The sequence below is a fragment of the Streptomyces sp. NPDC056144 genome (assembly GCF_042264145.1).
Classification (GTDB): domain Bacteria; phylum Actinomycetota; class Actinomycetes; order Streptomycetales; family Streptomycetaceae; genus Streptomyces.
This window is the reverse complement of sequence record NZ_JBHJVF010000002.1, coordinates 138,515-164,198: the sequence shown is the minus strand read 5'-3', so window position 1 is coordinate 164,198 and position 25,684 is coordinate 138,515. Positions and strand designations below refer to the sequence as shown.

The 25,684-nt window shown below is 73.1% G+C and carries 25 protein-coding genes; 16 read left to right on the top strand and 9 right to left on the bottom strand.

Annotated features, from left to right (window positions below):
* Nucleotide 1 precedes the first annotated feature (1 nt).
* On the bottom strand, nt 2–313 hold the full coding sequence (locus ACFC0Z_RS07285) for an AzlD domain-containing protein (RefSeq protein ID WP_376433738.1): 312 nt from the start codon (nt 311–313) through the stop codon (nt 2–4).
* Nucleotides 313–933 (bottom strand): AzlC family ABC transporter permease, encoded by a 621-nt coding sequence (locus ACFC0Z_RS07280; protein WP_376433736.1) that lies wholly within the window; start codon nt 931–933, stop codon nt 313–315. Before ACFC0Z_RS07280 ends, ACFC0Z_RS07285 begins: the two co-directional genes overlap by 1 nt.
* Before the next feature lie 176 nt (nt 934–1,109).
* Here ACFC0Z_RS07280 and ACFC0Z_RS07275 point away from each other — a divergent pair, with 176 nt between their 5' ends.
* The gene (locus tag ACFC0Z_RS07275) at nt 1,110–1,652 is read left to right on the top strand and encodes a CGNR zinc finger domain-containing protein (protein WP_376433734.1); all 543 of its coding nucleotides are present in this window, start codon (nt 1,110–1,112) and stop codon (nt 1,650–1,652) included.
* An 84-nt stretch (nt 1,653–1,736) separates the two neighbouring features.
* Nucleotides 1,737–3,173, top strand: coding sequence for a DUF5685 family protein (locus tag ACFC0Z_RS07270; protein ID WP_376433732.1), 1,437 nt, complete (start codon nt 1,737–1,739; stop codon nt 3,171–3,173).
* Nucleotides 3,174–3,244: 71 nt separating this feature from the next.
* On the opposite strand, the gene ACFC0Z_RS07265 is transcribed toward ACFC0Z_RS07270, so the two are convergent.
* Together ACFC0Z_RS07265 and ACFC0Z_RS07260 are read right to left on the bottom strand one after the other, a co-directional pair.
* A complete protein-coding gene (locus ACFC0Z_RS07265; protein WP_376433730.1) occupies nt 3,245–5,368 on the bottom strand; it encodes a hypothetical protein in 2,124 nt (707 codons plus the stop codon).
* A gap of 151 nt (nt 5,369–5,519) precedes the next feature.
* The gene (locus tag ACFC0Z_RS07260) at nt 5,520–6,437 is read right to left on the bottom strand and encodes an NADP-dependent oxidoreductase (protein ID WP_376435014.1); all 918 of its coding nucleotides are present in this window, start codon (nt 6,435–6,437) and stop codon (nt 5,520–5,522) included.
* A 186-nt stretch (nt 6,438–6,623) separates the two neighbouring features.
* Between ACFC0Z_RS07260 and ACFC0Z_RS07255 the strand changes: the two genes are divergently transcribed.
* The gene (locus ACFC0Z_RS07255) at nt 6,624–7,379 is read left to right on the top strand and encodes an SDR family NAD(P)-dependent oxidoreductase (protein ID WP_376433728.1); all 756 of its coding nucleotides are present in this window, start codon (nt 6,624–6,626) and stop codon (nt 7,377–7,379) included.
* Nucleotides 7,380–7,450: 71 nt separating this feature from the next.
* Here ACFC0Z_RS07255 and ACFC0Z_RS07250 read toward each other — a convergent pair whose 3' ends face one another.
* Nucleotides 7,451–7,888 carry an SRPBCC family protein gene (locus ACFC0Z_RS07250; RefSeq protein WP_376433726.1) on the bottom strand — a complete coding sequence of 146 codons (438 nt, stop codon included), beginning with the start codon at nt 7,886–7,888 and terminating at the stop codon, nt 7,451–7,453.
* Between the two features lie 255 nt (nt 7,889–8,143).
* Here ACFC0Z_RS07250 and ACFC0Z_RS07245 point away from each other — a divergent pair, with 255 nt between their 5' ends.
* Genes ACFC0Z_RS07245 through ACFC0Z_RS07225 form a run of 5 tightly spaced genes read left to right on the top strand, consistent with a single transcriptional unit; the run spans nt 8,144 to nt 13,179 of the window.
* Nucleotides 8,144–8,914 carry an RNA polymerase sigma factor gene (locus tag ACFC0Z_RS07245; RefSeq protein WP_376433724.1) on the top strand — a complete coding sequence of 257 codons (771 nt, stop codon included), beginning with the start codon at nt 8,144–8,146 and terminating at the stop codon, nt 8,912–8,914.
* Nucleotides 8,911–10,167: an NAD(P)/FAD-dependent oxidoreductase gene (locus ACFC0Z_RS07240; protein WP_376433722.1), complete on the top strand. Its 1,257-nt coding sequence runs from the start codon at nt 8,911–8,913 to the stop codon at nt 10,165–10,167. Before ACFC0Z_RS07245 ends, ACFC0Z_RS07240 begins: the two co-directional genes overlap by 4 nt.
* Nucleotides 10,161–11,027: a DUF1365 domain-containing protein gene (locus ACFC0Z_RS07235; protein WP_376433720.1), complete on the top strand. Its 867-nt coding sequence runs from the start codon at nt 10,161–10,163 to the stop codon at nt 11,025–11,027. Before ACFC0Z_RS07240 ends, ACFC0Z_RS07235 begins: the two co-directional genes overlap by 7 nt.
* Entirely contained in the window at nt 11,024–12,355 is a 1,332-nt protein-coding gene (locus ACFC0Z_RS07230) for a class I SAM-dependent methyltransferase (RefSeq protein WP_376433718.1), read from the top strand. Before ACFC0Z_RS07235 ends, ACFC0Z_RS07230 begins: the two co-directional genes overlap by 4 nt.
* Nucleotides 12,352–13,179, top strand: coding sequence for a DUF1295 domain-containing protein (locus ACFC0Z_RS07225; protein WP_376433716.1), 828 nt, complete (start codon nt 12,352–12,354; stop codon nt 13,177–13,179). Before ACFC0Z_RS07230 ends, ACFC0Z_RS07225 begins: the two co-directional genes overlap by 4 nt.
* A gap of 34 nt (nt 13,180–13,213) precedes the next feature.
* Here the strand turns inward: ACFC0Z_RS07225 and ACFC0Z_RS07220 are convergent, their stop codons facing one another.
* Nucleotides 13,214–14,290: a MerR family transcriptional regulator gene (locus ACFC0Z_RS07220; protein ID WP_376433714.1), complete on the bottom strand. Its 1,077-nt coding sequence runs from the start codon at nt 14,288–14,290 to the stop codon at nt 13,214–13,216.
* 162 nt (nt 14,291–14,452) lie between these two features.
* On the opposite strand from ACFC0Z_RS07220, the gene ACFC0Z_RS07215 reads away from it, so the two are divergent.
* The 7 genes from ACFC0Z_RS07215 to ACFC0Z_RS07185 all read left to right on the top strand — a co-directional run bounded on the left by ACFC0Z_RS07215 (nt 14,453) and on the right by ACFC0Z_RS07185 (nt 19,819).
* Nucleotides 14,453–14,785 carry a DUF6479 family protein gene (locus ACFC0Z_RS07215; RefSeq protein WP_376433712.1) on the top strand — a complete coding sequence of 111 codons (333 nt, stop codon included), beginning with the start codon at nt 14,453–14,455 and terminating at the stop codon, nt 14,783–14,785.
* Entirely contained in the window at nt 14,779–16,080 is a 1,302-nt protein-coding gene (locus tag ACFC0Z_RS07210; RefSeq protein WP_376433710.1) for an FAD-dependent oxidoreductase, read from the top strand. The genes ACFC0Z_RS07215 and ACFC0Z_RS07210 overlap by 7 nt, the downstream gene beginning before the upstream one ends.
* 138 nt (nt 16,081–16,218) lie before the next feature.
* Nucleotides 16,219–17,394 (top strand): 3-oxoacyl-[acyl-carrier-protein] synthase III C-terminal domain-containing protein, encoded by a 1,176-nt coding sequence (locus tag ACFC0Z_RS07205; RefSeq protein WP_376433708.1) that lies wholly within the window; start codon nt 16,219–16,221, stop codon nt 17,392–17,394.
* Nucleotides 17,395–17,495: 101 nt separating this feature from the next.
* The gene (locus tag ACFC0Z_RS07200) at nt 17,496–18,425 is read left to right on the top strand and encodes a hypothetical protein (protein ID WP_376433706.1); all 930 of its coding nucleotides are present in this window, start codon (nt 17,496–17,498) and stop codon (nt 18,423–18,425) included.
* 218 nt (nt 18,426–18,643) lie between these two features.
* On the top strand, nt 18,644–19,165 hold the full coding sequence (locus tag ACFC0Z_RS07195; RefSeq protein ID WP_376433705.1) for a hypothetical protein: 522 nt from the start codon (nt 18,644–18,646) through the stop codon (nt 19,163–19,165).
* Nucleotides 19,162–19,488, top strand: coding sequence for a hypothetical protein (locus tag ACFC0Z_RS07190; RefSeq protein ID WP_376433703.1), 327 nt, complete (start codon nt 19,162–19,164; stop codon nt 19,486–19,488). The genes ACFC0Z_RS07195 and ACFC0Z_RS07190 overlap by 4 nt, the downstream gene beginning before the upstream one ends.
* A 43-nt stretch (nt 19,489–19,531) precedes the next feature.
* A complete protein-coding gene (locus ACFC0Z_RS07185; protein WP_376433701.1) occupies nt 19,532–19,819 on the top strand; it encodes a hypothetical protein in 288 nt (95 codons plus the stop codon).
* 27 nt (nt 19,820–19,846) lie between these two features.
* Here ACFC0Z_RS07185 and ACFC0Z_RS07180 read toward each other — a convergent pair whose 3' ends face one another.
* On the bottom strand, nt 19,847–20,446 hold the full coding sequence (locus ACFC0Z_RS07180) for a GNAT family N-acetyltransferase (protein WP_376433699.1): 600 nt from the start codon (nt 20,444–20,446) through the stop codon (nt 19,847–19,849).
* Between the two features lie 88 nt (nt 20,447–20,534).
* A complete protein-coding gene (locus tag ACFC0Z_RS07175) occupies nt 20,535–21,125 on the bottom strand; it encodes a TetR/AcrR family transcriptional regulator (RefSeq protein WP_376433697.1) in 591 nt (196 codons plus the stop codon).
* A 240-nt stretch (nt 21,126–21,365) separates the two neighbouring features.
* Here ACFC0Z_RS07175 and ACFC0Z_RS07170 point away from each other — a divergent pair, with 240 nt between their 5' ends.
* Nucleotides 21,366–23,951: an MMPL family transporter gene (locus ACFC0Z_RS07170; RefSeq protein WP_376433695.1), complete on the top strand. Its 2,586-nt coding sequence runs from the start codon at nt 21,366–21,368 to the stop codon at nt 23,949–23,951.
* Here the strand turns inward: ACFC0Z_RS07170 and ACFC0Z_RS07165 are convergent.
* Nucleotides 23,863–25,314: a PLP-dependent aminotransferase family protein gene (locus ACFC0Z_RS07165; protein ID WP_376433693.1), complete on the bottom strand. Its 1,452-nt coding sequence runs from the start codon at nt 25,312–25,314 to the stop codon at nt 23,863–23,865. The genes ACFC0Z_RS07170 and ACFC0Z_RS07165 overlap by 89 nt on opposite strands.
* Nucleotides 25,315–25,684 lie beyond the last annotated feature (370 nt).

Sequence of the window (25,684 nt, the reverse complement as noted above, 5' to 3'; positions counted from 1 at the left end):
CTCACCCTGCGATCAGTCGGGTCACCGCTGCCGCCGCGGCGCCCAGGAACACGACGAGCAACGTGGGCCAGTTCCGCCAGACCCCGAACGCGCCCACGGCCAGACCCACCACGCGGGCGTCGATCGTCAACGCCTGTCCGCTGCCGAAGATCTGAGTCGAGATCAGCGCCGCCAGCAGCGTGGGCGCCATGAGCGCCACCACCCGCTGCATGCTGTCCGGCAACTCCTGTCCGCCAAGGAGGACCGGACCGGTGGCCTTCAGCGCCATGGACACGGCACCCACGAGGAGTACCGCCAGCCAGACTCCGTTCATCACTTCCTCAATCCCAGCAGGCAGGCGGCAGTGGACGCGATCAACGGCACACCCGGTGAGGCGAACGGCGTCAGCGACAGCGCGACAGCGACGCCGAGGATCGCGCATACGAGCGCACGCCGGTCGCTGATCTGCCCCTTGAGCAGGGCAAGGAAGAGGACGGGCGAGACCACGTCGAGGCCGAAGCGCAGTGGATCCCCGACGTACTGCGCCCCCAGGACGCCGATGGCCGTTCCGCCCACCCAGGCGCAGTAGACGACGACACCCGCACCCAGCAGCCGGCCGCGCGAATAGCGGCCCTCGCCCAGATGCCCGACGGCCCACGACTCGTCCACCACCAGCTGCGCGGAGAGGAATCGCTTGACGGCGTTGCCCGTCATGGCCGGGGCGACGCTGATCCCGATCGGCAGATAACGGGAGTTGAGCAGAACGGCGGCCACGATCGCCGCGGCGATGCCCCCGCCCGTGCCCACCACGGACGCGGCCGCGAACTGGGCCGATCCGGCGAAGGTCGTCAAGGACATCGCGATGGGCGCCGCGATCCCCATGTCGGCGGCCCGGGCCACCACGCCGAAGGAGACGGCGAAGCCGAAGACGGCGATCGCCAGCGGGATCGCCATGCGCAGTCCCCGCAGCCACTCTTCCCTGAAACCAGCCGGTGGGGAATACCCTTCGGACGTGACGGCGGGGGCGGGTAAAGCCTCTTGGGAGTCCATCGACCCTCCATCTCGAGACGATCCATTGCAGTAGATGATACGGAGCCACGGTGCGTTTTACTAGTTACTCTGATGACTCGGTGACATGGGCCGAGGACCTCGTCAACACCTACAACGTGGTCCGTGAGAAAGAGAAGATGCCCGATCCCGCGGCGCTGGCGGAACTCCTCATCGCCCACGGAATACGGATCAAAGACGTTCCCACCCGCAGGGACCTCGACAAGGCGTACGCCCTCCGGACAGCCCTGCGCGAAATCTTCGCCGCCCCCGACGAGGAAACCGCCATCGGCCTCCTCAACCACGTCCTCGCCGACTACCGCGCACGGCCGCACTACACCAACCACGACGGCGAGCCCTGGCACATCCACGTCACCGAGCCGCAAGCCCCGCCCGTCGACCAGTACGCCGTGAACGCCGCCATGGGCCTCCTCGGCGTCATCACCACCACCGGAATGAGCCGCCTGCACATCTGCGGCGGCAATCGCTGCGAAGAAGTGTTCGTGGACGTGTCCCGCAACCAGTCACGCCGCTACTGCAGCCCGCAGATCTGCGGAAACCGCGCGAGCGCCGCGGCCCACCGCGCCCGTCAGAAAGACGCCGGCCGCCACGGCACACCCTCGTGAACACCGCCCCTCCCTCCCTGGAGGGCGGGCCGGCGTCGTCGCATAATCTGTCCCGACTTGAAGCGGTTCTACGGGGGGAACGCGATGTTCGGAATCATCAGGCCGTGCCGCCACCGGCTCGGCGAGGGGCTGCGGACGGAGTGGATGGCGCACCTGTGCGGCCTGTGCCTGGCTCTGCGCGGGGAGTACGGTCAGTTCGCGCGGGTGGCGACCAACTACGACGGTCTCATCGTCTCGGTGCTCACCGAGGCGCAGTCGCAGCGCAGCGGGGACTGGCGCCGGGCGGCCGGCCCGTGCCCCCTGCGCGGGATGCGCTCGGCCGACGTGGCGCAGGGCGAGGGCGCCCGGCTGGCGGCGACGGTGTCGCTGGTGCTGGCCGCCGCGAAGATACGCGACCACGTCGCCGACGGCGACGGCCTGGTCGGACGCCGCCCGGTGACACTCGCGGCGCGCCGCGTCGCCCGCGGATGGGACCGGGCGGGCGCCGCGGGCGGCGAGCGGCTCGGCTTCGACACGGCGGTGCTGCTCGGAGCGGTCGAGCGCCAGACGGAGATCGAGCGGTCGACCGGCCCCGGCGGCTCCCTCCTCACCGTCACGGAGCCCACGGAGACGGCGACCGCCGCCGCCTTCGCGCACACGGCCGTCCTCACCGGCCGCCCGGGCAACGCCGTACCCCTTGCCGAGGCCGGGCGGCTGTTCGGCCGGCTCGCGCACCTGCTGGACGCCGTGGAGGACCTCGACAAGGACGCGGCGGCGGGCGCGTGGAACCCGATCACCGTGACCGGCACGACCCGCGCCGAAGCCCGGCGGCTCTGTGACGACGCCGTCCACGGCATCCGACTCGCCCTGTCCGACGCCGAGTTCGTCGACGGCCGCCTGGTCTGGGCCCTCCTGGGCGCCGAGGCGGAACGCGCCGTCGAACGGGCCTTCAACCCCCATCACCACCAGCGGCATCGCCACCAGGAACGGAGCCCGCGCATACTGCCCTGGCTGGGACTCCGTACGACGACGGGTACGGCGACGGGTACGGCGACGGAGACCGACCCGGGAGCCGCCTGCGGCACCGCGGCGCTCGGCGCTCCGGCGGCGATGGACAGGTCCTCGGAGGGGGAGTGCCGGCGGTGCCGGGCCTGGCGTCGGCTGTGCTCCAACTGCCGCCTGTGCTTCGACTGCTGCGACTGTGACGAAGGCGTCGACGACGGCGGTGACGCGGAGCTTCCGCAGTTCGGTGACGGCAACGGCGGCAACAGCGGTAGCGGTGGCGGGGGTTCGAACCGGGACGGCTCCGGGGGAGACGGCTGGTTCGGGGGCTCCGGCGGGGGATCCGGCGGAGCCAACTCGGGTGGTCCGGGCGGAGGTTCGGGTGGCTGGGGCGGGGGCTCGGGTGGCGGCGGACGCGGGTCCGGCGGCTCGGGTGGCGGGTCAGGTGACGGCTGCGGTGGTGGTGGCTGCGGCAACGGTGGTGGTGGCGGCGGTCGTGGCTGCTGCGATCCGTGCGACTGCTGCTGTTGCTGCGACTGAACGCGTACGCGACCCACGTCGGCGACCCGCCCACGTCGGCGACCCGCCGACGTGGGCGAACAGCCGTCAGCTCACCCGCTTCCGTCCCCGCCCTCGACCGAACGGGACGTCCATCCCGGGAGCGACGAGCCGTCCGCGAGGCGTCCGGTGAGGCGGAGGGGCGCGGCCCCGCCGCCGCGCGCGGCCAGCAGTGGTCCTCGGGAACCCGCCTGCACTGCGCCCGCGGCGCTGACGCCAACGACGCGTCGGCTGCCCGCGGCCAGGACGTAGCGCGCTCCGCCGGGTGCGGACCAGGACGTCCCGGCGAGGATGTCCTGCCCGAACCGCCCGCAGGCGGCGGTGTGGTGCACGGTCGTGACGGGCACGGTCCGGCCCGGCGCCTCCAGCGTGATGTCCGCCTGCCCCCGCCCCTCCCACGTGTCGGCCCGCGCGCACACCCACAGGGCGCGCCCCGCGTTCTCGGGCAGTGTCTGCGCGGCGAACTCCCAGCGGTTGACGGAGCGGACACCGCTGTCACGGAGGCGTACGAGCGAACACGCCGAGTGCGCCCAGGCCGCGAGCCCGAGCGGGCCGGTCGCCTCGCGTGGCCGACGGGCCTGCTCGCCGGGGACCGGCAGGGGAGTCCACGTCAGGTGCGCGGGGATGGTGCCACCCAGGTCGGCGACGAGAAAGGCGTGGTCCTCCACGATCCGGCGCGACGAACGCAGCTGCAGTACCGGTACGTTGCCGCAGGCTGCCGCGGCGCTGCTCGGCCCCCCGGTGTCCGCCACGGGCAGGGGTACGGGTACGGGTTCGGTGGTTCCGTCCGCCGCCACGGGCAAGGGCCGCGCGGGGGAGCCGGGAGCGCGCAGATCGCGCAGGCCGGCCTCGGCCACCCAGGGGGCGAGGAGGTAACGGGCCCTGCCGCCCGTGCGGGAGAGGACGACGGCCGCCGCGGTCGTCACGTCGCTGTTGTCCGCCCGTGTCCTCACCAGTGCGGGCCGATCGTGGCCTGTACGGGGCTCGGTGTAGCGGACGAGTACGCCTCCGGCCCACAGCAGGACGACGCCCGTCCCGTCCACGGTGCCCGCGTACAACAGCGACGGACGCTCGGGTCCGGCGGAGCCCGACGCGCCGCCCGAGCTCGCTGCGCCGCCTGCCCACGCCGCCGTCGCCCGCCGGATCAGGCTCTGGTCGCCGGTCCGGTCCCCGCGTGCGGGCCAGGCGGTGAAGTCGACGCGCGAGGTGTCGGCCCACGCGTCCGCCGGTACGAGCACCGGGGCCACCCCGGCCGGGCCCGCGGACACCGCCGAACGCGGGGGAGTGGCGGGCGATGAACCGGCCAGGTCCAGGACACCGGCGGCGGTCCCGGTCAGCAGCGCCACGGTGCCGGCGAGAGCGGCCAGGCGGACGCGGCGGCGACGGCGCAGCAGGTCGGTCGGCCGCAGATGGACCGTGCAGGGATCGAACTCGGGGCGCCTGAGCAGTTCGGCCACGTCGGCGGAGAGCTCGGTCGCACCGGCGGTACGGAGCGTCCGCAGCCGTTCGGCCTCCCGTACGGCCTGCTCGGGCTCGGCCGCGCCCGCCTCGCGGAGCAGGGCCACGGCGGACGGGGGAGCGAGGCCTTCGAGGGAGGTCAGGGCGAGGGCCGCGCGCGTCGCGGGTTCGGCCGCCGCCAGCGCGCGGTCGAGGGCGAGTTCGTCCGTGCCGCCGGCCCGGGGGAAGAGCCGCAGGCCGAACGCGCCGGGCAGGGCCGCTCCGTACGACACCCGCAGCGGCGGCCGCAGGGCCTCGCGGACGACCTGGGCGCGGAGCCAGTCGTGCGCCGCCGAGCCCCCGCCGGTCTCGACTCTGCCGGTCTCGACTCTGCCGGTCCCGGCCGCGCCGGTCCCGATCCCGCCGGTGCCGCCCGCGCGGGGTCCGGGGACCCGAGGGGCCTCTCCGGCGGAGCCGGCGGCCTCTCCCGGCGCCGGTCCACTCCGCGTACGCGTCCCGGCTCCCGGGCGGCAGAGGCTGCGCTGGACCAGCGCATGGGCGGCCAGCACCCTGCGGTGGCGGCCGAGTTCCGGCGGCAGGATCAGATGCGCCAGCCGTACGAGGGCGGGGTAGTGCTCGACGAGCGCCGCCTCGGCGGCGTCACGGGACGGCGGCCGCGGGGTGGGCAGGATGGGTATCGACGTGGTCCGGTAGCGGGCACTCGCCCGAAGGAACTGCATACCGAGGAAACGACTCTCCCCCGGGCGACGTCACCTCGGACCTGTGACCGGAGGCCGCCGGGCACGTGCCTCGCCGGGCGCATACACAGGCCGCGCCAGGCACGTGCGTCGCCAGGTGGCCAGGTGGCCAGGTGGCCAGGTGGGTCAGGTCTCAGACCTCGATGACGATCTTCCCCGACGTGTGACCCTCCTGGCTGAGGGCGAAGGCGCCCGCGACGTCGGAGAGCGGGAACGTGGCGGCGACGTCGACCGTGAGCCGGCCCTCGTCCGCGAGCCGCCCCAGAGCCGCGAGGTCCTCGCTGTCCGGGCGGACCCACATCCACTGGCCACCCGCACCGAGCACGGCGTGGTCGGCGATGGACGCGTGCCGCCCGCCCTCGGCCAGAACGGCCAGGGTGGTCTCAAGGACTCCGCCCACGAAGTCGGCGACGACCGTGACCCCCTCCGGAGCCAGGGCGCGGACGCGGTCGGCGAGCCCGTCCCCGTACGTGACGGGCTCGCAGCCGAATGCGCGCAGCCGGTCGTGGTTGCGCGGGGAAGCGGTGCCGATGACCCTCGCACCCCATGCCCGGGCGAGCTGGACGCCGATGGACCCGACGCCGCCGGCCGCGCCGTGCACGAGGACGGTGTCGTCGCCGGTCGTGCCCAGCCGCTTCAGAAGCTGGTAGGCGGTCAGCCCGGCCAGCGGCAGCCCGGCCGCCTGCGCCCAGTCCAGCGAGGCCGGCTTGGCGGCGAGAGCCCGTACCGGCACGCTCACGAACTCGGCGAACGTGCCACCGTGCACGTAGTCCTTGCGGGCGTACGCCATCACCTCGTCGCCGGCCGTGAACTCGGGCACGTCGATGCCGACCCGCTCCACGGTGCCGCTCACGTCCCAGCCGGGGACCGTCGGGTGGACGACGTCCATCAGGCCGTCGAGACCGCCCGCCATGATCTTCCAGTCGACCGGGTTGACCGCGGCGCACCGGACCCTCACGAGAACCTCGCCGGGGGCGACTTTCGGCAGCGGCAGCCGGGTCTCACGGAGCACGTCCGTCCCGCCGTAGGTCTCGTACGCCATCGCCCTCATGGTGTCCGCGGACATCCTTGCAACCTCTTCCTGCGCCGACCGGTGACGAACATTGGTGCCGTGCCGTTCCATCTGAGCACGACGAGCCCAGGACGCACCGAGGACGCGCCGCATCCAGGGGCAGTCCGGGGACCGAAGCAGACATCGACCGGATGTGAGCCGTCGACGCGCGTACGGGAGCGGAGCATGGAGCTGAACGGTGCACGTGTCCTCGTGGCCGGTGCCACCGGCGTCCTGGGAGGTGCGATCACCGCGGAGCTCGTTCGCCGCGGGGCACGAGCGGCCCTCGCGGGCCGCGATCCGGGCGCGCTGGCCAGGGCGGCGCAGGTATGGCCGGGAACCCCGACGGCGGTGTTCGACGCGTACGACCCCGGCTCGTGCGCCCTGGCGGTCCACCGGGCATCGGCCGCCCTCGGGGGACTGGACGCGGTGGTCGTGGCCTTCGGATCGGTGGCTTTCGGATCGGTGGCCTCCGGACCGGTGGCCTCCGGACCGGTGGCCTTCGGCGGGGCGGAGCAGGTGGGTGACGAGATCGCCGAGCACCTGGTGGCCGTCAACTACCTCGCCCCCGCGGCGTTCTTCCGTGCCGCGCTCGGAATTCTGGGACGCGGTTCCGCGATCGCCGCCGTCACCGGGGTGGTGGCGGAGCGCCCGCAGCCCGGGATGGCCGACTACAGCGCCTCGAAGGCCGCGCTGAGCGCCTGGCTCGCTGCCGTACGGCGCGAGGCGCGCGGTGCCGGTGTCCGGGTGCTCGAGATCCGGCCCGGTCACCTCGACACCGGTTTCGCCGATCGTCCCGTGGCGGGCACGGCCCCGCCGATGCCGAAGGGCGGTGACCCGCTCGATGTCGCCGCGGCGGTCGCGGACGCGCTGGCGGACGGCGCCGAACTCCTGAGCACGGACCCGGCCGGGAAGCCCGTCGCCGTACACCGGGCCCGATGAAAGCACCGGACCCGATGAAACCGCGCACCACGCACCGCCCACGCCCACCGCGCACGGCGGACAGTGGGCGCTCAGCGCTCCCGCTGCGCCACGGCGGACGGGAGGTGCTGGGCGACCTCGTCCGCGAGCTTCTCGAACTGCCCTCTCAGGAACGGGGTCGCGAGCTTGGCCAGGCCCTTGAAGCGAAGCGAGGCCTGGTACCGCAGGAGAGTCCCGCCCGCCCGCGCCTCGAAGCGCATGTCGTCGGTGGCCGTGACCGACTTGTTCGTACCGACGAACACCAGGCGCGCCGGTTCCCTGACGTCGAGGCGGTACAGCAGCTCGGTGGTGCGCCCGTTGAACCGTGAGGTGTTCCGCCACGTGGCACCCGGCCGTACGGGCCCTTCGTCGATCCGGACGCAGCGCACCGTTCCCGGGTCCCACCGCTCGGCGTTCCGGAAGTCCTCCAGGTAGGAGACGGCCTCGTCCACGGGGACGGGAAGGACGATGTCACGTTCCACGACGATCACGGCGTGACCTCCCGGGACGGCGGCTGGAACGGAGTGCGTGAACCGGTCATGTCCCCTGCTTCCCCCGCCAGGCCCCCGACGGATGCAGGAGAGCACCCTCCCTGCCGGAAAAGCGATGCGCAAACGCTGCGCATTGAAGTGGCGAAGCGCTGCACCAGATCCTGAGACCGCGGGACGACGCCCCCGCCCGCCGTGCCCCTCGCACCGAGCGGACCCTCCGACCAGCGGACCCGGCGTCGGCCAAGAGGAGTCCTCATGAGCGCAGCGACCACGGCACACCGCCTTCAGGCCCCGGCCTCCGAGGTGAGCGACGAGGACATCGGTGCGGGCCTCGCCCGCGGCGACGAGCGCTGCCTGGAGCTGGCGTACCGGCGCTGGGGCGGTCTGGTGCACACCCTGGCCAACCGCGCGATCGGGGACTCCCGCGAGGCGGAGGACGTGACCCAGCAGGTCTTCCTGGCCGCCTGGCGCGGCCGCAGCCGCTACCGCCCGGAGCAGGGGCCGGTCTCCGCCTGGCTCGTCGGCATCACACGCCACAAGATCGCCGACACCCTCTCCGCGCGCACCCGCAGAGCCGAGCTCGTGGCCGCCGCGAGTACGGCCCTGCCGCCCCGGGCCGCGTTCCCGGACGGCGCCGATCACGCACTCGACCGCGTACTCGACCACGTCGTCGTCATGAGGGAACTGGCCCGCCTGCCGCGCGTCCAGCGCGACGTCCTCACCCTCGCCTTCTTCGACGACCTCACCCACACCGGCATCGCCCGCAGGACCGGCATGCCCCTCGGAACCGTCAAGAGCCACGCCAGGCGCGGACTGCTGCGGCTGCGCGAGGACTTCACGCGGTCCTTCCCGTACGACGACGAGCCCACCGGCCGCCGTACGCACCCCGCCACCGGCCAGCGCCCCGCCATCGGTCAGCGCCCCACCACCGGCCGGCTGCCCCGCCGACCCATCCGCGGCGGCGACGGCTCCGAAGTGAACGAGAAGCCCGCCGGCCCGGCCGACGACACCAGGGGGAACCGTTGAACGACCGCAGCATCGCCGTCGTCGGGGCCGGAGTGGCAGGCCTGACCGCCGCGTTCCTCCTGTCGCGCACCCGTGACGTGGTCCTCTACGAGGCCGACTCCCGGCTCGGAGGCCACGCCCACACCCATGAACTTCCCACCGCCGAGGGCGGCACCGTCCACGTGGACACCGGCTTCATCGTCCACAACGAACGCACCTACCCCCACCTCCTGCGCCTCTTCCGCGAACTCGACGTCGCCACCCAGGACTCCGAGATGAGCATGTCGGTGCGCTGCGACGGCTGCGGCCTCGAATACGCCGGCGCGCGCGGCGCGCGCGGCCTGCTCGGCGGGGGAAACATCCTGCGCGGCCGCCACCTGCGGATGCTCGCGGACGTACCGCGCTTCCACCGGGCCGCCCGCCGCCTGCTCGCCTCCGGCGACGAAGCGGCCACGCTCGGCTCGTTCCTGGACGACAACCGCTTCTCGCCCTACTTCGTCGGCCACTTCGCCCTGCCGCTCGTGTCCGCCGTCTGGTCCTGCGCCCCCGACACCTCCCTGGAGTACCCCGCCGCCTACCTCTTCCGTTTCCTCGACCACCACGGCCTGCTCTCCACCACCGGGTCGCCGCAATGGAAGACGGTCACGGGCGGCTCCTCGGCCTACGTGGAGAAGGCGGCCAAGAGCATCACGTCCGTCCGCACCGCCACGCCCGTACGAGCGGTCACCCGTGGTCCCGACCACGTACGCGTGACCACCGAGGACGGCGAGTCCCGTCGCCACGCGGCCCTCGTGGTCGCCGTCCACCCCGACCAGGCCCTGCGGATCCTCGCGGACGCCACCGCGGAGGAACGCCGCGTCCTGGGAGCGTTCACCTACTCCCGCAACCCCACCGTCCTGCACCGGGACGCCGGCGTTCTGCCGCGCTCCCCCCACGCGCAGGCATCATGGAACTACTGGCTCCCCTCCTGTGCCGCCCGTCCCGGTTCCGTCCGGGTGAGCTACGACATGAACCGGCTCCAGCGCCTTCCGCTCGCCGAGCGGCACATCGTCACTCTCAACGCCGGCGACCGCGTCGACGAGAGCACCGTGCTCGCGCGCATGGAGTACGAACACCCCGTCTACACGCGGCGCTCCGTCGCCGCCCAGCGCCTCCTGCCCCGCCTCACCACGTCCGTCACCGCCTTCGCCGGGGCGTACCACGGCTGGGGCTTCCACGAGGACGGCTGCCGTTCCGGCGTCCAGGCGGCCCGCGCCCTGGGGGCGACATGGTGAACACCGACGCCACACCGGCTGCCACCACACAGGCCGACGCCATACCGGCCCACGCCACACAGGCCGCCACCACACAGGCCCACGCCACACAGGCCGTCACCACACCACCCGGCCCCCTGCCCCCGCGCCCACGGGTACCCGCGCTGTACACCTGCGAAGTCGCCCACACCCGCGTCGGGCCGGTGCGCCACTCCCTGCGCCAACGCAGCTACCTCTGGTTCGTCGACCTCGACGACCTGCCCGAACCGCCCCGCCTCCTGCGGCCCCTCGCGCGCTTCGACGCACGGGACCACTTCGGCGGCCGAGCGCCCACCATCCGCGCCGGCCTCGACGCCTTCCTGGCGTCGAGGGGCGTGGACGACGCCGACGGCCAGGTCCTGATGCTCGCCCACGCCCGGGTCCTCGGCCACGTGTTCAACCCGCTCACGCTGTACTGGTGCCACGACCGGACCGGCCGGCCCGTCTGCGTCGTCGCCGAAGTGCACAACACCTACGGCGGACGGCACTGCTACCTCCTGCGGCCCGACGCGGACGGCCGCGCCGACGTCGCCAAGGACTTCTACGTCTCACCGTTCCTCGACGTCGAAGGCTCCTACCGCATGCGGCTGCCCCTGCCCGGCGAGAGCCTCGACCTCACCGTGCAACTGCGGGCACCGGACGGATCCCGGCCGCTGACCGCCACGGTCCGGGGCCGCGGCCGCCCGGCCGGCCCGCGCGACCTCCTCGCCGTCGCGCTCCGCCACCCCTGGTCGACCGCCGCTGTCAGCGCCGGCATCCGCTGGCACGGCATCCGCCTCTACCTCAAAGGACTTTCCGTCCGCCCCCGCCCCACTCCGCCCACCAGGGAAGGCATGCTGTGACCGTCTCCACCCCGTTGGCCGCGCAAGCCGGCACAGGCCCCGCCGACGCCTCCGCCGACGCCCACGCCCGCACCCCCTCGTTCGCCGTCGACCCCGAACGGTGGCCCGACGTGGCGCGCCTTCCCCGCGCCTCCGCGGCACGCACGGCCTTCGCGCGGCTCGTCGTCGAACGCGCCCTCGCCCGACTGCCGCTGCGCATACGGGAAGGCGACCACCACGACCCGCGGCGGACCGAGGACGGGATCCCGACGCTGACACTGCGCGATCCTGCGGCGTTCTACCGGAGGATCGGCGCCGACGGCCTCATCGGCTTCGGCGAGTCGTACATGGCCGGCGAATGGGACAGCGACGACCTCGCCGCCGTACTCACCGTCCTCGCGACCCATGTCGACGACCTCGTACCCGCCGCGCTGCGCCGGTTCCGGAGCCTGTGGGCACACCGGCGCCCCGCCGGCGACCGCAACACCGTCGAGGGGGCCCGCGCCAACATCCACCGCCACTACGACCTGTCCAACGACCTGTTCGCCCTCTTCCTCGACCCGACCCTCACGTACTCCTCGGCCCTGTTCGACACCCTGCCCGCCACGGCCGGCACCCTCGCCTCCGCCCAGCACCGCAAGATCGACAGCCTTCTCGACCTCGCGGGCGTCGGCCCCGGTACGCGACTCCTCGAAATCGGCACGGGCTGGGGCGAACTCGCCATCCGCGCGGCCCTGCGAGGCGCCGACGTCCTGACCCTCACCCTCTCCGTCGAGCAGCGCGACCTGGCGCTGCGGCGCATCGCCGACGCCGGAGTGAGCGACCGGGTCACGGTCGAGATCCGCGACTACCGCGAGGCCGAAGGCCGGTACGACGCCGTCGTCAGCGTCGAGATGATCGAAGCGGTCGGCGCCGAGTTCTGGTCCGACTACTTCGGCGCCCTGCGGCGGCTCCTCGCGCCCGGCGGGAGCATCGCCCTGCAGGCGATCACGATGCCGCACGAGCGGATGCTCGCCACCGCCCGGACGCACACCTGGATCAGCAAGTACGTCTTCCCCGGCGGCCTCATCCCGTCCCCCGAGGCCATCGCCGAGGAAACTTCCGCCGCGGGCCTGACCCTGACCCACGACACCGGATTCGGGGACCACTACGCCGAGACGCTCCGCCTGTGGCGGGAGCGGTTCGTCCAGCGGTCGGCGGAGGCCGAAGCCCTGGGCTTCGACCACGTCTTCCGCCGCATGTGGGAGCTGTACCTGGCCTACTCCGAGGCGGGGTTCCGCTCGGGCTACCTCGACGTCCGCCGCCTCCGGCTCGTGGCGGCCGACCCGGAATCCGGGGCCCTGGCATGAACGCCTCCGCGTTCGCGGTGAACCTGGCGGCCGCGGCGGCCACCGCCCTCGCGGTCATGCTGGTCACGTTCGCCCTGGCACTGGTGAAGGGCGTCCACCGCATCGTCGACGTCGCCTGGGGCCTGGCGTTCGCCGCCGTCGCGCTGGTCACCTACGGCCTCTCCGCCGGCCACGGCGACGAGGTCCGCCGGCTCGCCGTCACCCTCGCCACCTGCCTGTGGGGTCTGCGGCTCGCGTTCCACATCGCCCGCCGAGGACGCGGCCAGGGCGAGGATCCCCGCTACGCGCGGATGCTCTCCCGCGCCCCCGGCCGCCCCGCGCTCGTCGCCCTGCGCAAGGTCTACCTCCTCCAGGGATCTCTCGTCTGGCTCGTCTCGCTCCCCGTGCAGGCGGCGGCGTACCTGCCCGAAGGAGTCGACGCCCTGCTGGTCCTCGGCCTCGTCCTGTGGGCGGCGGGAGTGGCCTTCGAGGCCGTCGGCGACCACCAGCTCGCCCGCTTCAAGACGGACCCGGCGAACCGGGGCAGGATCATGGACCGAGGACTGTGGGCCTGGACCCGGCACCCCAACTACTTCGGCGACTTCCTCGTCTGGTGGGGGCTCTACCTGACGGCGTGCGCGAGCTGGCCCACCGCCGCGCTCACGCTCGTCTCGCCCCTGACGATGAGCGGCCTGCTGATCTGGGGGAGCGGCAAGCGGATGCTGGAGGCCCACATGGCCGCCCGCCCCGGATACGCGGCCTACCGGGCGCGGACGAGCGGCTTCCTTCCCCGGCCGCCGCGCCGGTCACCGAGTCGGCCGGCGGACGCGACCGGGGAGCGGTGACGCGGGGGCCTCACGTCGCGGCGCGGCCGGGGCCTCACGTCCCGGCGCGGCCCTGCGGCTCCTCGTACAGCCCGGAAATCGCGTCCAGCGCCTCGCGCAGACTGCTCGGACGCACGAACCCCGTGCCGGCGCCCCCGGAGCCCCCGCCCCCGGCCCACCCGGGGCCCGCGAGCACGACGACCGGGGCCGTACGGGCTCCCCGCACCCCGAACGTCATCTCCGCCACGTGCCGGGCGAGCGCGTGCGAGGCGGTCGCCCGCGCCTGGGCCCACAGCACGACGACGCCCGGCCCCGTGCGGCGGACGGCCGCGATCAGAGCCTCGGGAGGAACCGCGGCACCGAACATGCGCGTCGGCAGCCCCCGTTCGGCGAGGCCGGCCGCGAGGGCCTCCAGCGGCAGCGTGTGGAACTCCGTCGGCACGCAGGCCAGCACGACCGGCGTCGTCGCACGGGGCGATACGGGCCCGCTGACCGCGGCGCGTCTCAACGCCGTCGACACGTGCCACGACAGCAGGTGCTCCACCTCGACGTAACGATCCTCCGAGGAGGCCCACTTGCGGCCCGCGGCATGCAGGGTGGGAGCCATCACCTCTTCCCAGGCCGCCACGAGCCCGTACTCCTCGATGACCTGCTCCAGCAGGTCCTGCATCGCCGGACCGTCGAGCCGTACGGCCGCCCGCGCCAGCCCCCGGCCCTCCTGCCGGACGTCCCCGAGAGGCAGTCCGCTGCCGTACCCGCGGCGACGTTTCACATCCGGCCGGTCCGCCGACGCGGGCAGCGGCGCGCCCTGAGGAGCGGCCGAAGCCGACAGACCCCCGGACACCCCGGATGCCGTCGCCTCCCTCGCCTCCTCGCCGCCGGAGCCGCCGGGGCTGCCGGAGCCGGCGCGGGCCGCGCGGGCCGCCTCGGCGGGCGGTACGCCGGTAGCGGTGAGACGGCACATCTCCTCGAGCATCGCCACGTCTCCGGGCGACCAGCGCCGGTGCCGCCCGCCTTCCCGGAGCGCGGGACCGATGCCGTACCGCTTCTCCCAGGAACGCACCGTGGTGGGAGAGACGCCGAGGCGCCGCGCCACCGCACCGGTGGTGATGCCGTGGGTCCCTTCTGCCATGCGGCCCACTGTACGACGCACAAGCGATGCGAGTGCCTCCGCGAGGGCGCATCCGTGTCCGTGTCCCGCGCGGAATCAACCGTGACGCAGCAGCCGACTCCCGAGGCGGCGCCGACGTTCCGGCGACGCTCCGGTGACGCGGAGAACAGAGAGGTACGCCCCATGCGCACTCACCTTCTGGAAGGGCCGGTGCTCGCGGCCGGCGTCTGGCAGTCCGGACTGGCCCAGGTGCTCGGCGGACTGGTCGTCGTGACGGTGCTGATCGCCGCCTTCGTCTTCGGGACCCGGGTCAACGCCCGGGAACTCCCGCCTCCCGAACCGGAATCGCAACCCCACCGGCCCGAATCCGCCGGGCTGCCCGGCGAGGTGATCGAGTACCGCAGGCCCTCCGAGGTCCCCCTGACCGATGGCGAGCACCGGCTCATGCCGTACAACCTCAGGACCACGGGCGAGACCGCCCCGCGGCCCCCGAGCGAGGAGAAGCGCACGTGGTGAGGCCTTCCCCACGAGAAGGTGCGGACGCCCGCACGGACGCCCACACGGACGTCCGCACCGATGGCACGGACGTCATCGTGGTCGGAGCCGGCGCGGCCGGCCTGGCGTGCGCGGCGGACCTCGCCGCCGCCGGAATCGCCGTCCGCCTCCTGGAGGCGGACGGGTCACCCGGTGGCCGCATGCGCACCGACCAGGTCGCGGGCTTCACGGTCGACCGCGGATTCCAGGTCTTCAACACGTCCTACCCGCAGGTCAAGAGGCGGCTGGACCTGAGCCGGCTGCGGCTGCGCCCCTTCAGCCCCGCCGTCCTCGTGTCGACCCCGCGCGGGATCCGGCGGTTCACCGATCCCACCCGCGACCTCCGTGGCAGCGGTGACCTGCTGACCGGCCGGGCGGCGTCCCCCAGGGACCTGCTGGCCGCCGGGGCGCTCTCGGTCCGGGACATGCTGGAGCCGGCCGCCCGGCTGCGTTCCCGGACCGACACCACGACCCTCCTCGCTCTCAGGAAGGCCGGGGTGTCCCAGGACCTCGTCGAGACCTTCTTCCGGCCCTTCCTGTCCGGAGTCTTCCTGGAGGAGGACCTCGCCACCTCCGCCCGCGTCTTCCACCTCGTGTGGCGCACGTTCCTCCGGGGGACGCTCTGCCTGCCCGCGGACGGCATCCAGGCGGTCCCCGCACAGCTGGCCGAGGGCCTTCCCGCCGGCGTCCTGTCGACCGGGACACCGGTCGACGGCCTCACGAACGGGGGAGTCAGGCTCGCCGACGGCACCCGGGTCGACGCCCGGGCCGTGGTCGTCGCCACCGGCCCGCACGCCGCGGCCCGCCTCCTGCCGGGGCTGGAAGTCCCCGCCGTACGGACCGTGAGCACGGTCTACCACGCGGCCGAACGCTCCCCCCTCACCGAACCCACGCTCGTCGTGGACGCACGCCGCCGCTTCCTGAACACCTGCGTCCTGACCGAGGTGCATCCGCGCTTCGCGAGGGACGGCCGCGCCCTGGTGTCGACCTCCGTGCTCGGAGAGCTCTCCCCGGAACGGGACGGACGACTCCGGGAAGCCCTCGCCGAGGTGTACGGGACGGACACCCGCTCCTGGGAAACCGTTCACCAGGTCACGGTGCGCGACGCGCTGCCGGCCATGCCGCCGCCGCACCCACTGACCCGCACCACCCGCCTGGGCACCGGCCGCTACGTGTGCGGCGACCACCGGACCACGGGATCACTCCAGGGCGCCCTGGCCTCCGGCGCCCGAGCGGCCCGCGAGGTCCTGACCGACCTCGGCCACCACCGGCGCTGACGGCGGCGCTGACGGCGGCGAAAACGATGAGGCCGTTCAACACGTTCATCACATACGACACCGATCTCCCTTTCCCCGCTTTCCTCTCCCGTGTTCGCTTGGCGCTATCCGACGTGCACACCTACGGACCGGAGAGCCATGTCCACGACGTACTCGTTTCCCTACCGGATCACCGGAGTCGGTGCTCAGATAGGCGAGATCATCTCCGTCGACGACTGGGCCGGAATCGCCCGCATTCCGCACCGCAAGCAGGCAGGGAAAGAACTCCAGGGCACCGATGTCGAACGCATCCTCGGCGTGACCTCGAAGAGCTGGGACCGCGAACGGTTCGGCTCGCTCGACGCGGTCGTCGACGTCGCCCGCGCCGCCCTGGCCTCGGCCCACGCCGAACCCGGCGACATCGACGCCGTCTACGTCGCCACCTGCACCCCGTACGAGATCATGCTCGACCAGGACGCCTTCAACCTGCTGCGCCGGCTCGGCATCCCCGACGACGTGCCGCCCTTCCAGCTGGGCGCCGGCTGCGGCGCGCTCTCCCGCGTGGCCGCGCACGTCGGGAAACAGCGGCCGGAACGCGCGCTGATCATCTCCTACAACGCGGCGAGCCCGATCGGAATCGACGAGAACGGCATCATCAACGAGTACTCGGGGAGCAACAGTTCGCACCCCTTCGCGCACACCCTGTGGTGCTCAGGCGCCCTTTTCTCGGACGCCTGCTCCGCGCTCGTCCTCGAAAGCGACGAGAGCCTCGACGGCATCGGATTCTATTCACGCGACTCGCACGACTTCGGCGGCGAACCCGGCTTCAGCGACCCCCTCATCCACTACCCCGGCGGCGGCGCCGCGCACCCGCCGGGCTCGCCCGGCGCCTCCGAACTCTCCGCCTTCGGCCTCAACGGCCCCGAGCTCGCCCGCTACTACTCCCGGGGCATGATGCTCAACCAGGAGACCATGGAGAACCACCGCCCCGGCTTCGTGGACGGCGTACGGCGCATCTACACCCACCAGGCCGGCCCCGCGCTCGTGGAGAACTACCACAAGCTGGCGGGCCTGGACGGCACGAAGGCCCCCGCGCACGCCCGGGAACTCGGCAACCTGGTCTCCTCCGCCACCCCGGTGCTGTTCTACACGGACGTGGTCAACGGCCTGGTCGGCGAGGGCGACACCCTCTGCTTCTCCGTCATCGGGGCGGGCCCGGAACGCGGGGCGTTCCTGGTCACCACCGGCATCAAGGGCGAGGTGAAGGTGACCTCCCCGCTCCCTCCCGTCAGCCTGGAAGCCCCGGCCCAGGTGCCGGTCGCCAGCGCCGCGTAGCACCCCGAAGCACCAAGCCCTGGCGGGGCAGGCACCCCCCGCCCCGCCAGGGTCCCCTTCCCGCTCCCCTCCCCTCCCCGCCCGGACGAAACGAGTCCCGCATGCACTGCGCTCTTGCCGGCGCCGGCAGCCCGACCGGAATCCGCCTTGCCGCCGAGCTGCTCACCCGTGGCCACCGCCTGACCCTGCTGACCCCGTCCCCGCCCGAGCAGGCACGCATCGCGCTGGCCCGCCGGATGGTCCGGCTCGGCCTGTATCCCGAGTACGTCGACGAGCTCGCCTCCCGACTGGACGCCACGGGCATCCACCCCGGGTCTCCGGGCGGACGGTACGACGCCGTGTGGTGCGTGGAGCCCCGCGGCCCGCACACCGTGGCCTCGCTGCTCGCGGAGGCGGGCGGCCCCCGGCACACCGTCTTCCATCTGGTGACGGTGGGGGAGCCGGGTGCGGCCGGCGCCCTGGTCGAGTCCGCCGCGCTGCGGGACGGTTTCCCCGCCGCCGTACACCGCCTGGCCGTGCCGGTGAGCGACCTGGCGGACCATCCGCAGATGCCCAGGCCGCTGTTCACCCGGATCGCGGTGGACCTGGCCGCGGCCCTGCCCGCCCCGACGGCCGACGGCCGCCCCCTGCCGGGAGGGCTGCGACTGCCCGGCCCGGTCAACCTGCTGCCCCTGGGCCCGGCGGCCCGCGCCCTGGCGGACACGGGCGAGGAGACCGGCCGGCCGGGCCCCCGCCGCTACACGGTCGAGCACGCCGTCCCGGTCCCGCCCGAGACCCTCGGCGAAGCCCTGCTCCGCTCCCTGCCGCACCTGCGCCTGAACCCGACCGGCCCGGCCGACGGCCCCTGGGCCCCGGCCCAACAGACCCTCGACCGACTGACCGGGGAAGCCGGGCCAACCGAGGCGACCGGGAAAGCCCCCGCCGCAATCCCCCAACGCACGATCGAACTCACCCTCCCCGCACACAACACCGCCTACCTCACCCGCGCCGCACGCGCCGCCGCCCCGACCCCGTACGAGCTACCCGCGTGAACGGAACAGCAGGCAACGACAGCCCCCACCCCTACCCCTGGCGCGAGCGAGGAGCCATGGACGACCTGTCGCGGTCCTTCCGCGAGGCGGCGGAACGACTCCTCGGGATCCCCCGCCGCCCCGCCCCGCTGGACTTCCGGTCAATCGGAAACCCGATCGACGTGGCCCGCCCTTTCGAGGAGGATCCCCTCGGCAGGGACGGATGACGCCGAGGAGCCGTGGTGATCACGCAGGGAGTGCAGGTCACGGGCCGGTGCAGTGCCTGCGGAGGCACGACGACCTGTGATGTCGGTCAGTTCTTCGACAACGGCATGCTCTGCTGGGGCACCGAAGGACAATGCGCGGACTGCCCGAACGGGTGGTGCGAGCAGGACAGTGGACCCGTGACACCCGAGAGCATCCGACAAGCTCTGCTGCAGGCACACGGAGCGGCGAGGCTCCGCCTCTCCGAAGACACACCGAACCTCGTTCCGGTACTGCAGGCCCTGCGCAGGGCACGGGACATGCCTCTCGCCGAAGCGCGAACGCTCGCGACACGCCTCACCGAGACCGGTCTCGTGGGCACGCTCGTCGAGATGGAGATCCTGGCGGTTCATCTTCGGCAGCGAGCCGTCGCGGTGAGTGTCGAACCGGTGGCTCGTCTGGCGAGTGATGCGGGCGGTGTACCTGGGCTGCCCCGCGATGAAGGGGCAGCCGCCGGGGTCTGCCTCCTGGCGGTCGAGCGGGAGTGCGACGGGTGAACCACAAGGGCGCGTACGGCAAGTTGGTGCGGGATCGGATTCCGGAGATCATCCGTGAGGGCGGGGCCGAGCCGATGACGTATGTCGCCGGTCCGGGGGAGTACCGCGACCGTCTGCGCGACAAACTGGTCGAGGAGGTCGCCGAGTTCCTCGCGGCCGACGATGCCAAGGCGCCGGAGGAGCTGGCGGACGTCCTGGAAGTCGTGCTGGCGCTCGCCGCGGCCCTCGGGGTCGACGCGCGGCAGCTGGAGGAGATCCGTGAGGGCAAGGCGAGCGAGCGCGTTGGTTTCACGGAGCGCATCGTCTGGACCGGCAATCGCTGACTCCGTCCACGCCCCGTCCAACAGCTCCGGCCAGGGCGCCTCGTTGGCGGCCGAAAGCGCCGTCGAACTGGCCCGTGCCCTGCGCGACCTGCCCCTCGACCAGGCCCTGCCCGCCTACGAACAGGCCCGCCGGGCCCGGGTGGAGGGGATTGCCGCACAAGCCATGAAGGTCAACCGGGTCAAGGCCCCCGGCCCCCTCGCGGCGGCGGTCATGCCGCTGATGATGCGGGTACTCGGCAGGATCGCCATGAACCCCGAACGCACCTTCGGCCCGACCTGGCGTCACCGCATCGACTGGAACCAGCCGGCCACCCCGTACCCCGTCCGCTGACCCGGACCCGGACGCGGACGAGTCGCGTCAGGCCTCCGGCTGCCAGTCGCGGCGCAGGAGGCCGTAGACCCAGGAGTCGGAGACGTCACCGTTGACGACGCAGTCCTCGCGGAGGGTGCCTTCGTGGAGGAAGCCGAGTTTCTCCAGGACCCGGGCGGACGCCGCGTTACGGGTGTCCGCCTCGGCCTGGACACGGTTCAGGTCCAGGGTGTCGAACGCCCACCGCAGGACGGCGTGCGCGGTCTCCGTGGCGTAGCCGTGGCCCCACGCGGCGGGGTCGAAGGCGTAACCCAGGGACGCGCTGCGGAAGTCCGGGTCCCAGCTGGTCAGGCCGCACCAGCCGAGGAACGCGCCGTCGGAGAGGCGTTCGGCGACCACGCGCGCCCCGGTGCCTTCCTCCGCGATCCTCCGGCAGGCCGTGAGGAAGCGCTGGGAGCGGGCGGGGTCGGTCCACGGCGGGGAATCCCAGTAGCGCATCGCGTGGGTGCTGCTGTGCAGGGCGTAGAGCGGCGCCGCGTCGGCATCGGTGAACGGCCGCAGCCGCAGGCGGGCGGTGCGCAGCTCAGGGGTCGGCAGCTCTGGAGTGGGCAGTTCAGGGGTGGGCAGCTCGGGAGTCGGCAGTGTCATACGCGGCATCCTGTCCCGGCACGCCCGCCCCGAGCATCCGATTATCCGGTAACGGCCATCCGGTATCCGGCGTTCGGACGGCAGGGGCTCACGCCTGTCCGGTGTCCGGGGCGAGCAGCCGGTGCACGGCGCGCATGGCGAACGAGGCGACCTCCTCGGCATCGCCGCCCTGGTCGATCGTGCGGATGCACGCGTCGGTGACCCCCTGGATCACCGCCGTGGTGAGTTCGGGCTGCACCGGGTCGAGTTCGGCGACCACGCCCGCCAGCGCGCTGTGCAGCGACCCGTGCAGTTCCCTGACCCGCTGCCGTACGCGATCGGACAGCGAGCTCCGGGACAGCGACGAGCGCCAGCCGTGGGTGCCGCGGGCGGCCTGCTCGATGTTGGCCCGTACGTAGGCCGCGGCCCGGTCCCGGGGGGTGGACTCGGCGGCGATGGCGTCCTCGACGGCGGCGACCCAGGCGGGGAACTCGCGGGTCACGACGAGTTCGAGCAGGTCCTCGATGGAGTCGAAGTAGCGGTAGATGCTGTTGCGGGCGATGCCGGCCCGCGCGGCGACCGCGCCGGCGGTGAGGCCCTCCACGCCGTCCTCGTTCAGGATCGCCTCGGCCGCGTCGATCAGCCGGGCGAGGCGCTGGGCCCGGTGCTCGCGGACACTGCCGGCTTCGATCTTGGGCATTCTCCCCGCTCCACGCTCCAAACCCGGGCAATACGCCATCCCGGTCATCCCACGCCAATCTACCCCCGTATCCGGGGGTGCCGAGCGTGCGTGCTAGCTTGCGCAACTTAGAGACACCCCTGTCTCTAAGATCTGTACGCGCTTCCGCCCGAAGGCTTCCCGATGCACCCCACGCGCCCACGCCCGCTGTACGCCCGCACGCTCCGGTGTCTCCTGGGATCAAGAAGACGCGCCGCCCTGGTGGTGGCGTTCTGGGTCCTGCTCGCGGGGCTCCTCGCCGGGGTCGCCCCCAGCCTGGAGTCCGTCGAGGACAACGCTTCCGCCAACCTTCCGCCCGCCGCCTCGGACTCCATGAAGGCCCGCGATCTCGTCCGTACGTACCTTCCGGGCCGGGACGCGACGCCCGCGGTCATCGTGGTGCGCGGCGAGGGCGCCGACGCGGCGGCGGACACCGCGCAAGCCGTCGCCCGCATCACCTCGGCCCTCTCCGGACCCGCCCGGCCCGACCACGTCGTGAGCGTGATCTCCACCGCCACCGCCACCGCTCCGGCCACCGCGACCGCTCCGGCCGCCGCGACCGGACTGCTCTCGCGGGACCGCAGCGCCCAGCTGGTCGTCGTCCCCCTGACGGGGAGCCCCTCGGACGCCTCCTTCCAGGACGCCGTCGACGAGATCCGTACCCTCGCGGCCGACCACGCGGGCCCCACCGAGGTCGCCGTGACCGGCCCCGCCGGAATCGCCACCGACACCGTGAAGGTCTTCAGCGGCGGCGACAAGGTCCTGCTCCTGGCCACCGTCCTGCTCGTCCTCGTCGTCCTCCTGGCCATCTACCGCTCGCCCCTGATGGCCCTCGTGCCCCTCCTCGCCGCCGGTGTGGCCATGCGCGTGGCGCAGACGACCGGCGCGCTCCTCGCGGACGCCGGGATCATCACCGTCAGCTCCCAGACCGCCTCGATCATGACCGTGCTGCTGTTCGGCGTGGGCACGGACTACGCGCTGATCATCACCGCCCGCTACCGAGAAGCCCTCCTCGACGATCCCGACCGCCCGCGCGCGATGCGGACCGCGGTGAGCCGGTCCGCCGAATCCGTCCTGGCCGGCGCCTCCACCGTCGTCCTGGCCATGTTCGCCCTGCTCGTGGCCGTCTCCCCGGCCCTGCACGGCTTCGGCCCCTACCTCGCCCTCGGCGTGGCCGTCATGGCGCTGGTGGCCTTCACCTTCATCCCCGCCCTGACCCTGCTCCTGGGCGGGAGCGTCTTCTGGCCCTCCGGCGTCGCCAAGGCCGCCGAACGAAGCCGCGGTACGCGCGTGTGGCACCGGGTCGCCGCCCTCGTCGCCCGCGCCCCCGTCAAGGTGGCCACGGCCTGCGTCGCCCTGCTCGTGGTGATGAGCGCCGGACTGCTCGGCTACCACGAGACCTTCAACACGCTCAGCGGCTTCCGCGCCGCCACCGAGTCGGAGCGCGGACAGCACCTCGTCCAGGAGCGGTTCGGCCCGGGCGAGACCGCGCCCAGCACCCTCGTCGTCCGCTCCCGCGACGACCTGCGCTCCACCACCGCGCCCGCCGGCATCGCCGCCGCGATCGCCCGCGCCGACGACGTCAGCCGGATCGGACAGCACCCCCGCTTCGCGGACGACGGCAGAACGCTCTTCTACGAGGTCGTCCTCGACCACGACCCGTACAGCTCCCGGGCCCTCGACGCCATCGGCCCCCTGAAGCAGACCGCGCGGGCCGCGGCCGACGCCGCCGGCCTGCACGACGCCACGGTGCTCGTCGCCGGGGAGACGGCACAGAGCGCCGACATCCGCTCCGCGCTCGACCGCGACACCAAAGTCCTCGTCCTCCTGGTCATGGCCGTCGTCACCGCGGTCCTGATCCTCCTGCTGCGCTCGCTCCTCGCACCCCTCTACCTGGTGGCGACGCTCCTGCTGTCCTTCCTGGCCACCCTGGGCGTCACCACCTTCGTCACCGTCACCGTCCTCGGCGACGAGGGCATCGGCAACCGCGTCACCGCCTACGTCCTCGTCTTCCTCGTCGCGCTCGGCGTCGACTACAACATCTTCCTCATGAGCCGGTACAAGCAGGAGCTGCGCACCAGGCCCCCGGCCGAGGCCCTCGGCACCGCCCTCACCCGCACCGGCGGCGTCATCTCCTCCGCGGGCCTCGTCCTCGCGGCGACCTTCGCCGTCCTGACGACCCAGCCGATCCGCGAACTCTTCCAGTTCGGCTTCGCCATGGCCTTCGGCATCCTGCTGGACACCTTCCTCGTCCGCCCGCTCCTGGTCCCCGCCCTCGTCCGCCTCCTCGGCGACCACGCCCTGTGGCCGCGACGCCCCGACCACGCGGCACCCCGCACCTCCACGACCACCCGTGCCCCCGCGAAAGCGACCGCGACGGAACGCCTGCTGCGCGCCTTCACCTGGGTCGCGGTCATCGAGGCATGCACCTGGGCCGGCCTGCTGATCGGGATGTACGTCAAGTACGTCCCGAAGACCACCGAACTCGGCGTGCGGATCTTCGGAGCACTCCACGGAGCCGCCTTCGTCGCCTACGTGATCCTCACCCTCCTGGTGGCGGTACGGCTGAAGTGGCGCCTGACCAGCACGACACTCCTCGCCCTGCTCGCCGCCCTGCCGCCCTTCGCCACCGTGGCGTTCGAGAAGTGGGCCCGCCGCACCGGCCGCCTCGCCACCCCGCCTCCGACCCCGACCGCCCCGACCCCGACGCCCCCCGCGCCTAACGTTCCCGCCGCGCCCCGCGCCAGGCCGCGCCCAGCGCCGTCATCGCCCGCAGCAGACCCGGCGCGTCCACCGTCGCGTAGCTGATGACCAGCGCGGGCGGCCGGGAGGTGTCGGCGAGGGCGTAGAACTGTCCGCCGCGCACGAGCACCGAGTGCCGTCGCGCGAGCCGGACCACCGCGTTCTCGTCCACGTCGGCCGGCAGCTGGAGGTACGCCTGCAGGCCGCTCTCCCGGCCGAGGAGGACGGAACCGGGAATGCTCTTCGCGGCCTGCCGGCGGATCACCTGGCGGCGCCGGTGCAGCTCCGAGCCGAGCTTGCGCTGATGCCGGTCGAAGGCCCCGGTGTCCACGAACCGGGTCAGCGCCAGCTGTTCGAGACCGGAGCAGCCGATGTCCCAGCCCGCGCGGACGTGTTCGATCGACGCCATGAGCTCCGAGGGGGCCGCGAGCCAGCCCAGGCGCAGCGCGGGGGCCAGGACCTTGCTCGCGCTCCCCGCGTACACCACCCGGTCGGGCGCCAGGCGTTGGAGCGAGGAGACCCGGTCGTTGCGGTGCAGGAAGCCGCTGTCGAAGTCGTCCTCGATGACGAAGCCGTCCACCGCGCGGGCCCAGGCGATCAGCCGCGCGCGGCGCTCCCGGCTCAGCCGGGTGCCGGTGGGGAACTGGTTGCCGGGGGTGACCAGGACGGCCCGGACCCCGCTCTGCTCCAGCAGGTCCACGCGCAGACCGTCCTCGTCGACCGGGATGCCGACCGGGCGCAGTCCGGAGGTGGTGATGAACTCCCGCTCACCGGGGTGGCCGGGATCCTCCACTCCGATCGTGGTGTGGCCGCGTTCCTGCAGGACCTTGCACAACAGGGCGAGCCCCTGGGCGAATCCGGCCGTCACCATCACGTCCTCCGGCCGGGTGCGCACCCCCCGCACCCGCCCCAGATACCCCGTCAGTACCCGCCGCGTCTGCAGCACTCCGGACGGCGGGGAGTAGCTGAGCTCGTGGCGGCCCGCCGAGTTGACCACGCTCGTCAGACAGCGGATCCACTCCTGCCGCGGGAAGTCCACCACGTTCGACGTCCCCGTCCGCAGGTCCCACAGCGGCTCCGAGGCGGGGTCGGGATCCGGCGGTACGAGGGTGGAGGGGAGACCGCCGGGCGGCCCGGCACGCAGCGAGACCCTCGTCCCCGAACCCCGCCTGCTCTCCAGGTAGCCCTCGGCCGACAGCTGCTCGTACACCTCCACCACCACGCTGCGCGCCACCCCGATGTCCACGGCCAGCTGGCGGCTGGAGGGTATTCGGCTACCCGGCAGCAGCGTGCCCTCCTCGATCAACCCCCGTAACGCGTCCCGCACTTGCGCGGACAGAGAGAGCGGTGATGTCCGGTCCACGGTGATTGCCAGTTGCCACGACAAGTGGTCCCCTTTCCGACAGCCCAAGTGGTATGGCACCGGCATCGTCGCATTTGATCTAGTCGTGTTGCACACGCAATCACCGCCGGCAGACCACCGGCGGGTGGTACGGGGGCGGTTCGGGGGAACCGGAACGATCTGGTCCAGACGCGCGCGTCACGCGACGTCCGGACGCGTGCGCCGCGACGCGCCACGACGCGACGCGACGCGACGGCTCTTTCCCCGAATCCCGTGATCCGTCCGGATCGGGAAGGTTCGTCATGACGCTGTTAGCAGCGTGGGATTCAGCAGGGACCGCGGCCACGGGGGCCGGGAAGACACCGGAAACCGCAGGGGAGCAGGGAGCGGTACGGGGGCAGGGGACCGTACAGGAGCGGGAAGCCGCGCAGGGGCAGGAAGCCGCGCAGGAGCGGGA

What these genes read in the sequence shown, in the direction of transcription:
- ACFC0Z_RS07260 (WP_376435014.1), bottom strand. Translation starts at nt 6,437, where the DNA reads ATGAGGGCGATGGCGTACGAGACCTACGGCGGGACGGACGTGCTCCGT.
- ACFC0Z_RS07245 (WP_376433724.1), top strand. Translation starts at nt 8,144, where the DNA reads ATGAGCGCAGCGACCACGGCACACCGCCTTCAGGCCCCGGCCTCCGAG.
- ACFC0Z_RS07205 (WP_376433708.1), top strand. Translation starts at nt 16,219, where the DNA reads ATGTCCACGACGTACTCGTTTCCCTACCGGATCACCGGAGTCGGTGCT.
- ACFC0Z_RS07270 (WP_376433732.1), top strand. Translation starts at nt 1,737, where the DNA reads ATGTTCGGAATCATCAGGCCGTGCCGCCACCGGCTCGGCGAGGGGCTG.
- ACFC0Z_RS07255 (WP_376433728.1), top strand. Translation starts at nt 6,624, where the DNA reads ATGGAGCTGAACGGTGCACGTGTCCTCGTGGCCGGTGCCACCGGCGTC.
- ACFC0Z_RS07235 (WP_376433720.1), top strand. Translation starts at nt 10,161, where the DNA reads ATGGTGAACACCGACGCCACACCGGCTGCCACCACACAGGCCGACGCC.
- ACFC0Z_RS07280 (WP_376433736.1), bottom strand. Translation starts at nt 933, where the DNA reads ATGGCGATCCCGCTGGCGATCGCCGTCTTCGGCTTCGCCGTCTCCTTC.
- ACFC0Z_RS07175 (WP_376433697.1), bottom strand. Translation starts at nt 21,125, where the DNA reads ATGCCCAAGATCGAAGCCGGCAGTGTCCGCGAGCACCGGGCCCAGCGC.
- ACFC0Z_RS07225 (WP_376433716.1), top strand. Translation starts at nt 12,352, where the DNA reads ATGAACGCCTCCGCGTTCGCGGTGAACCTGGCGGCCGCGGCGGCCACC.
- ACFC0Z_RS07220 (WP_376433714.1), bottom strand. Translation starts at nt 14,290, where the DNA reads ATGGCAGAAGGGACCCACGGCATCACCACCGGTGCGGTGGCGCGGCGC.
- ACFC0Z_RS07200 (WP_376433706.1), top strand. Translation starts at nt 17,496, where the DNA reads ATGCACTGCGCTCTTGCCGGCGCCGGCAGCCCGACCGGAATCCGCCTT.
- ACFC0Z_RS07285 (WP_376433738.1), bottom strand. Translation starts at nt 313, where the DNA reads ATGAACGGAGTCTGGCTGGCGGTACTCCTCGTGGGTGCCGTGTCCATG.
- ACFC0Z_RS07215 (WP_376433712.1), top strand. Translation starts at nt 14,453, where the DNA reads ATGCGCACTCACCTTCTGGAAGGGCCGGTGCTCGCGGCCGGCGTCTGG.
- ACFC0Z_RS07165 (WP_376433693.1), bottom strand. Translation starts at nt 25,314, where the DNA reads ATGCCGGTGCCATACCACTTGGGCTGTCGGAAAGGGGACCACTTGTCG.
- ACFC0Z_RS07180 (WP_376433699.1), bottom strand. Translation starts at nt 20,446, where the DNA reads ATGACACTGCCGACTCCCGAGCTGCCCACCCCTGAACTGCCCACTCCA.
- ACFC0Z_RS07265 (WP_376433730.1), bottom strand. Translation starts at nt 5,368, where the DNA reads ATGCAGTTCCTTCGGGCGAGTGCCCGCTACCGGACCACGTCGATACCC.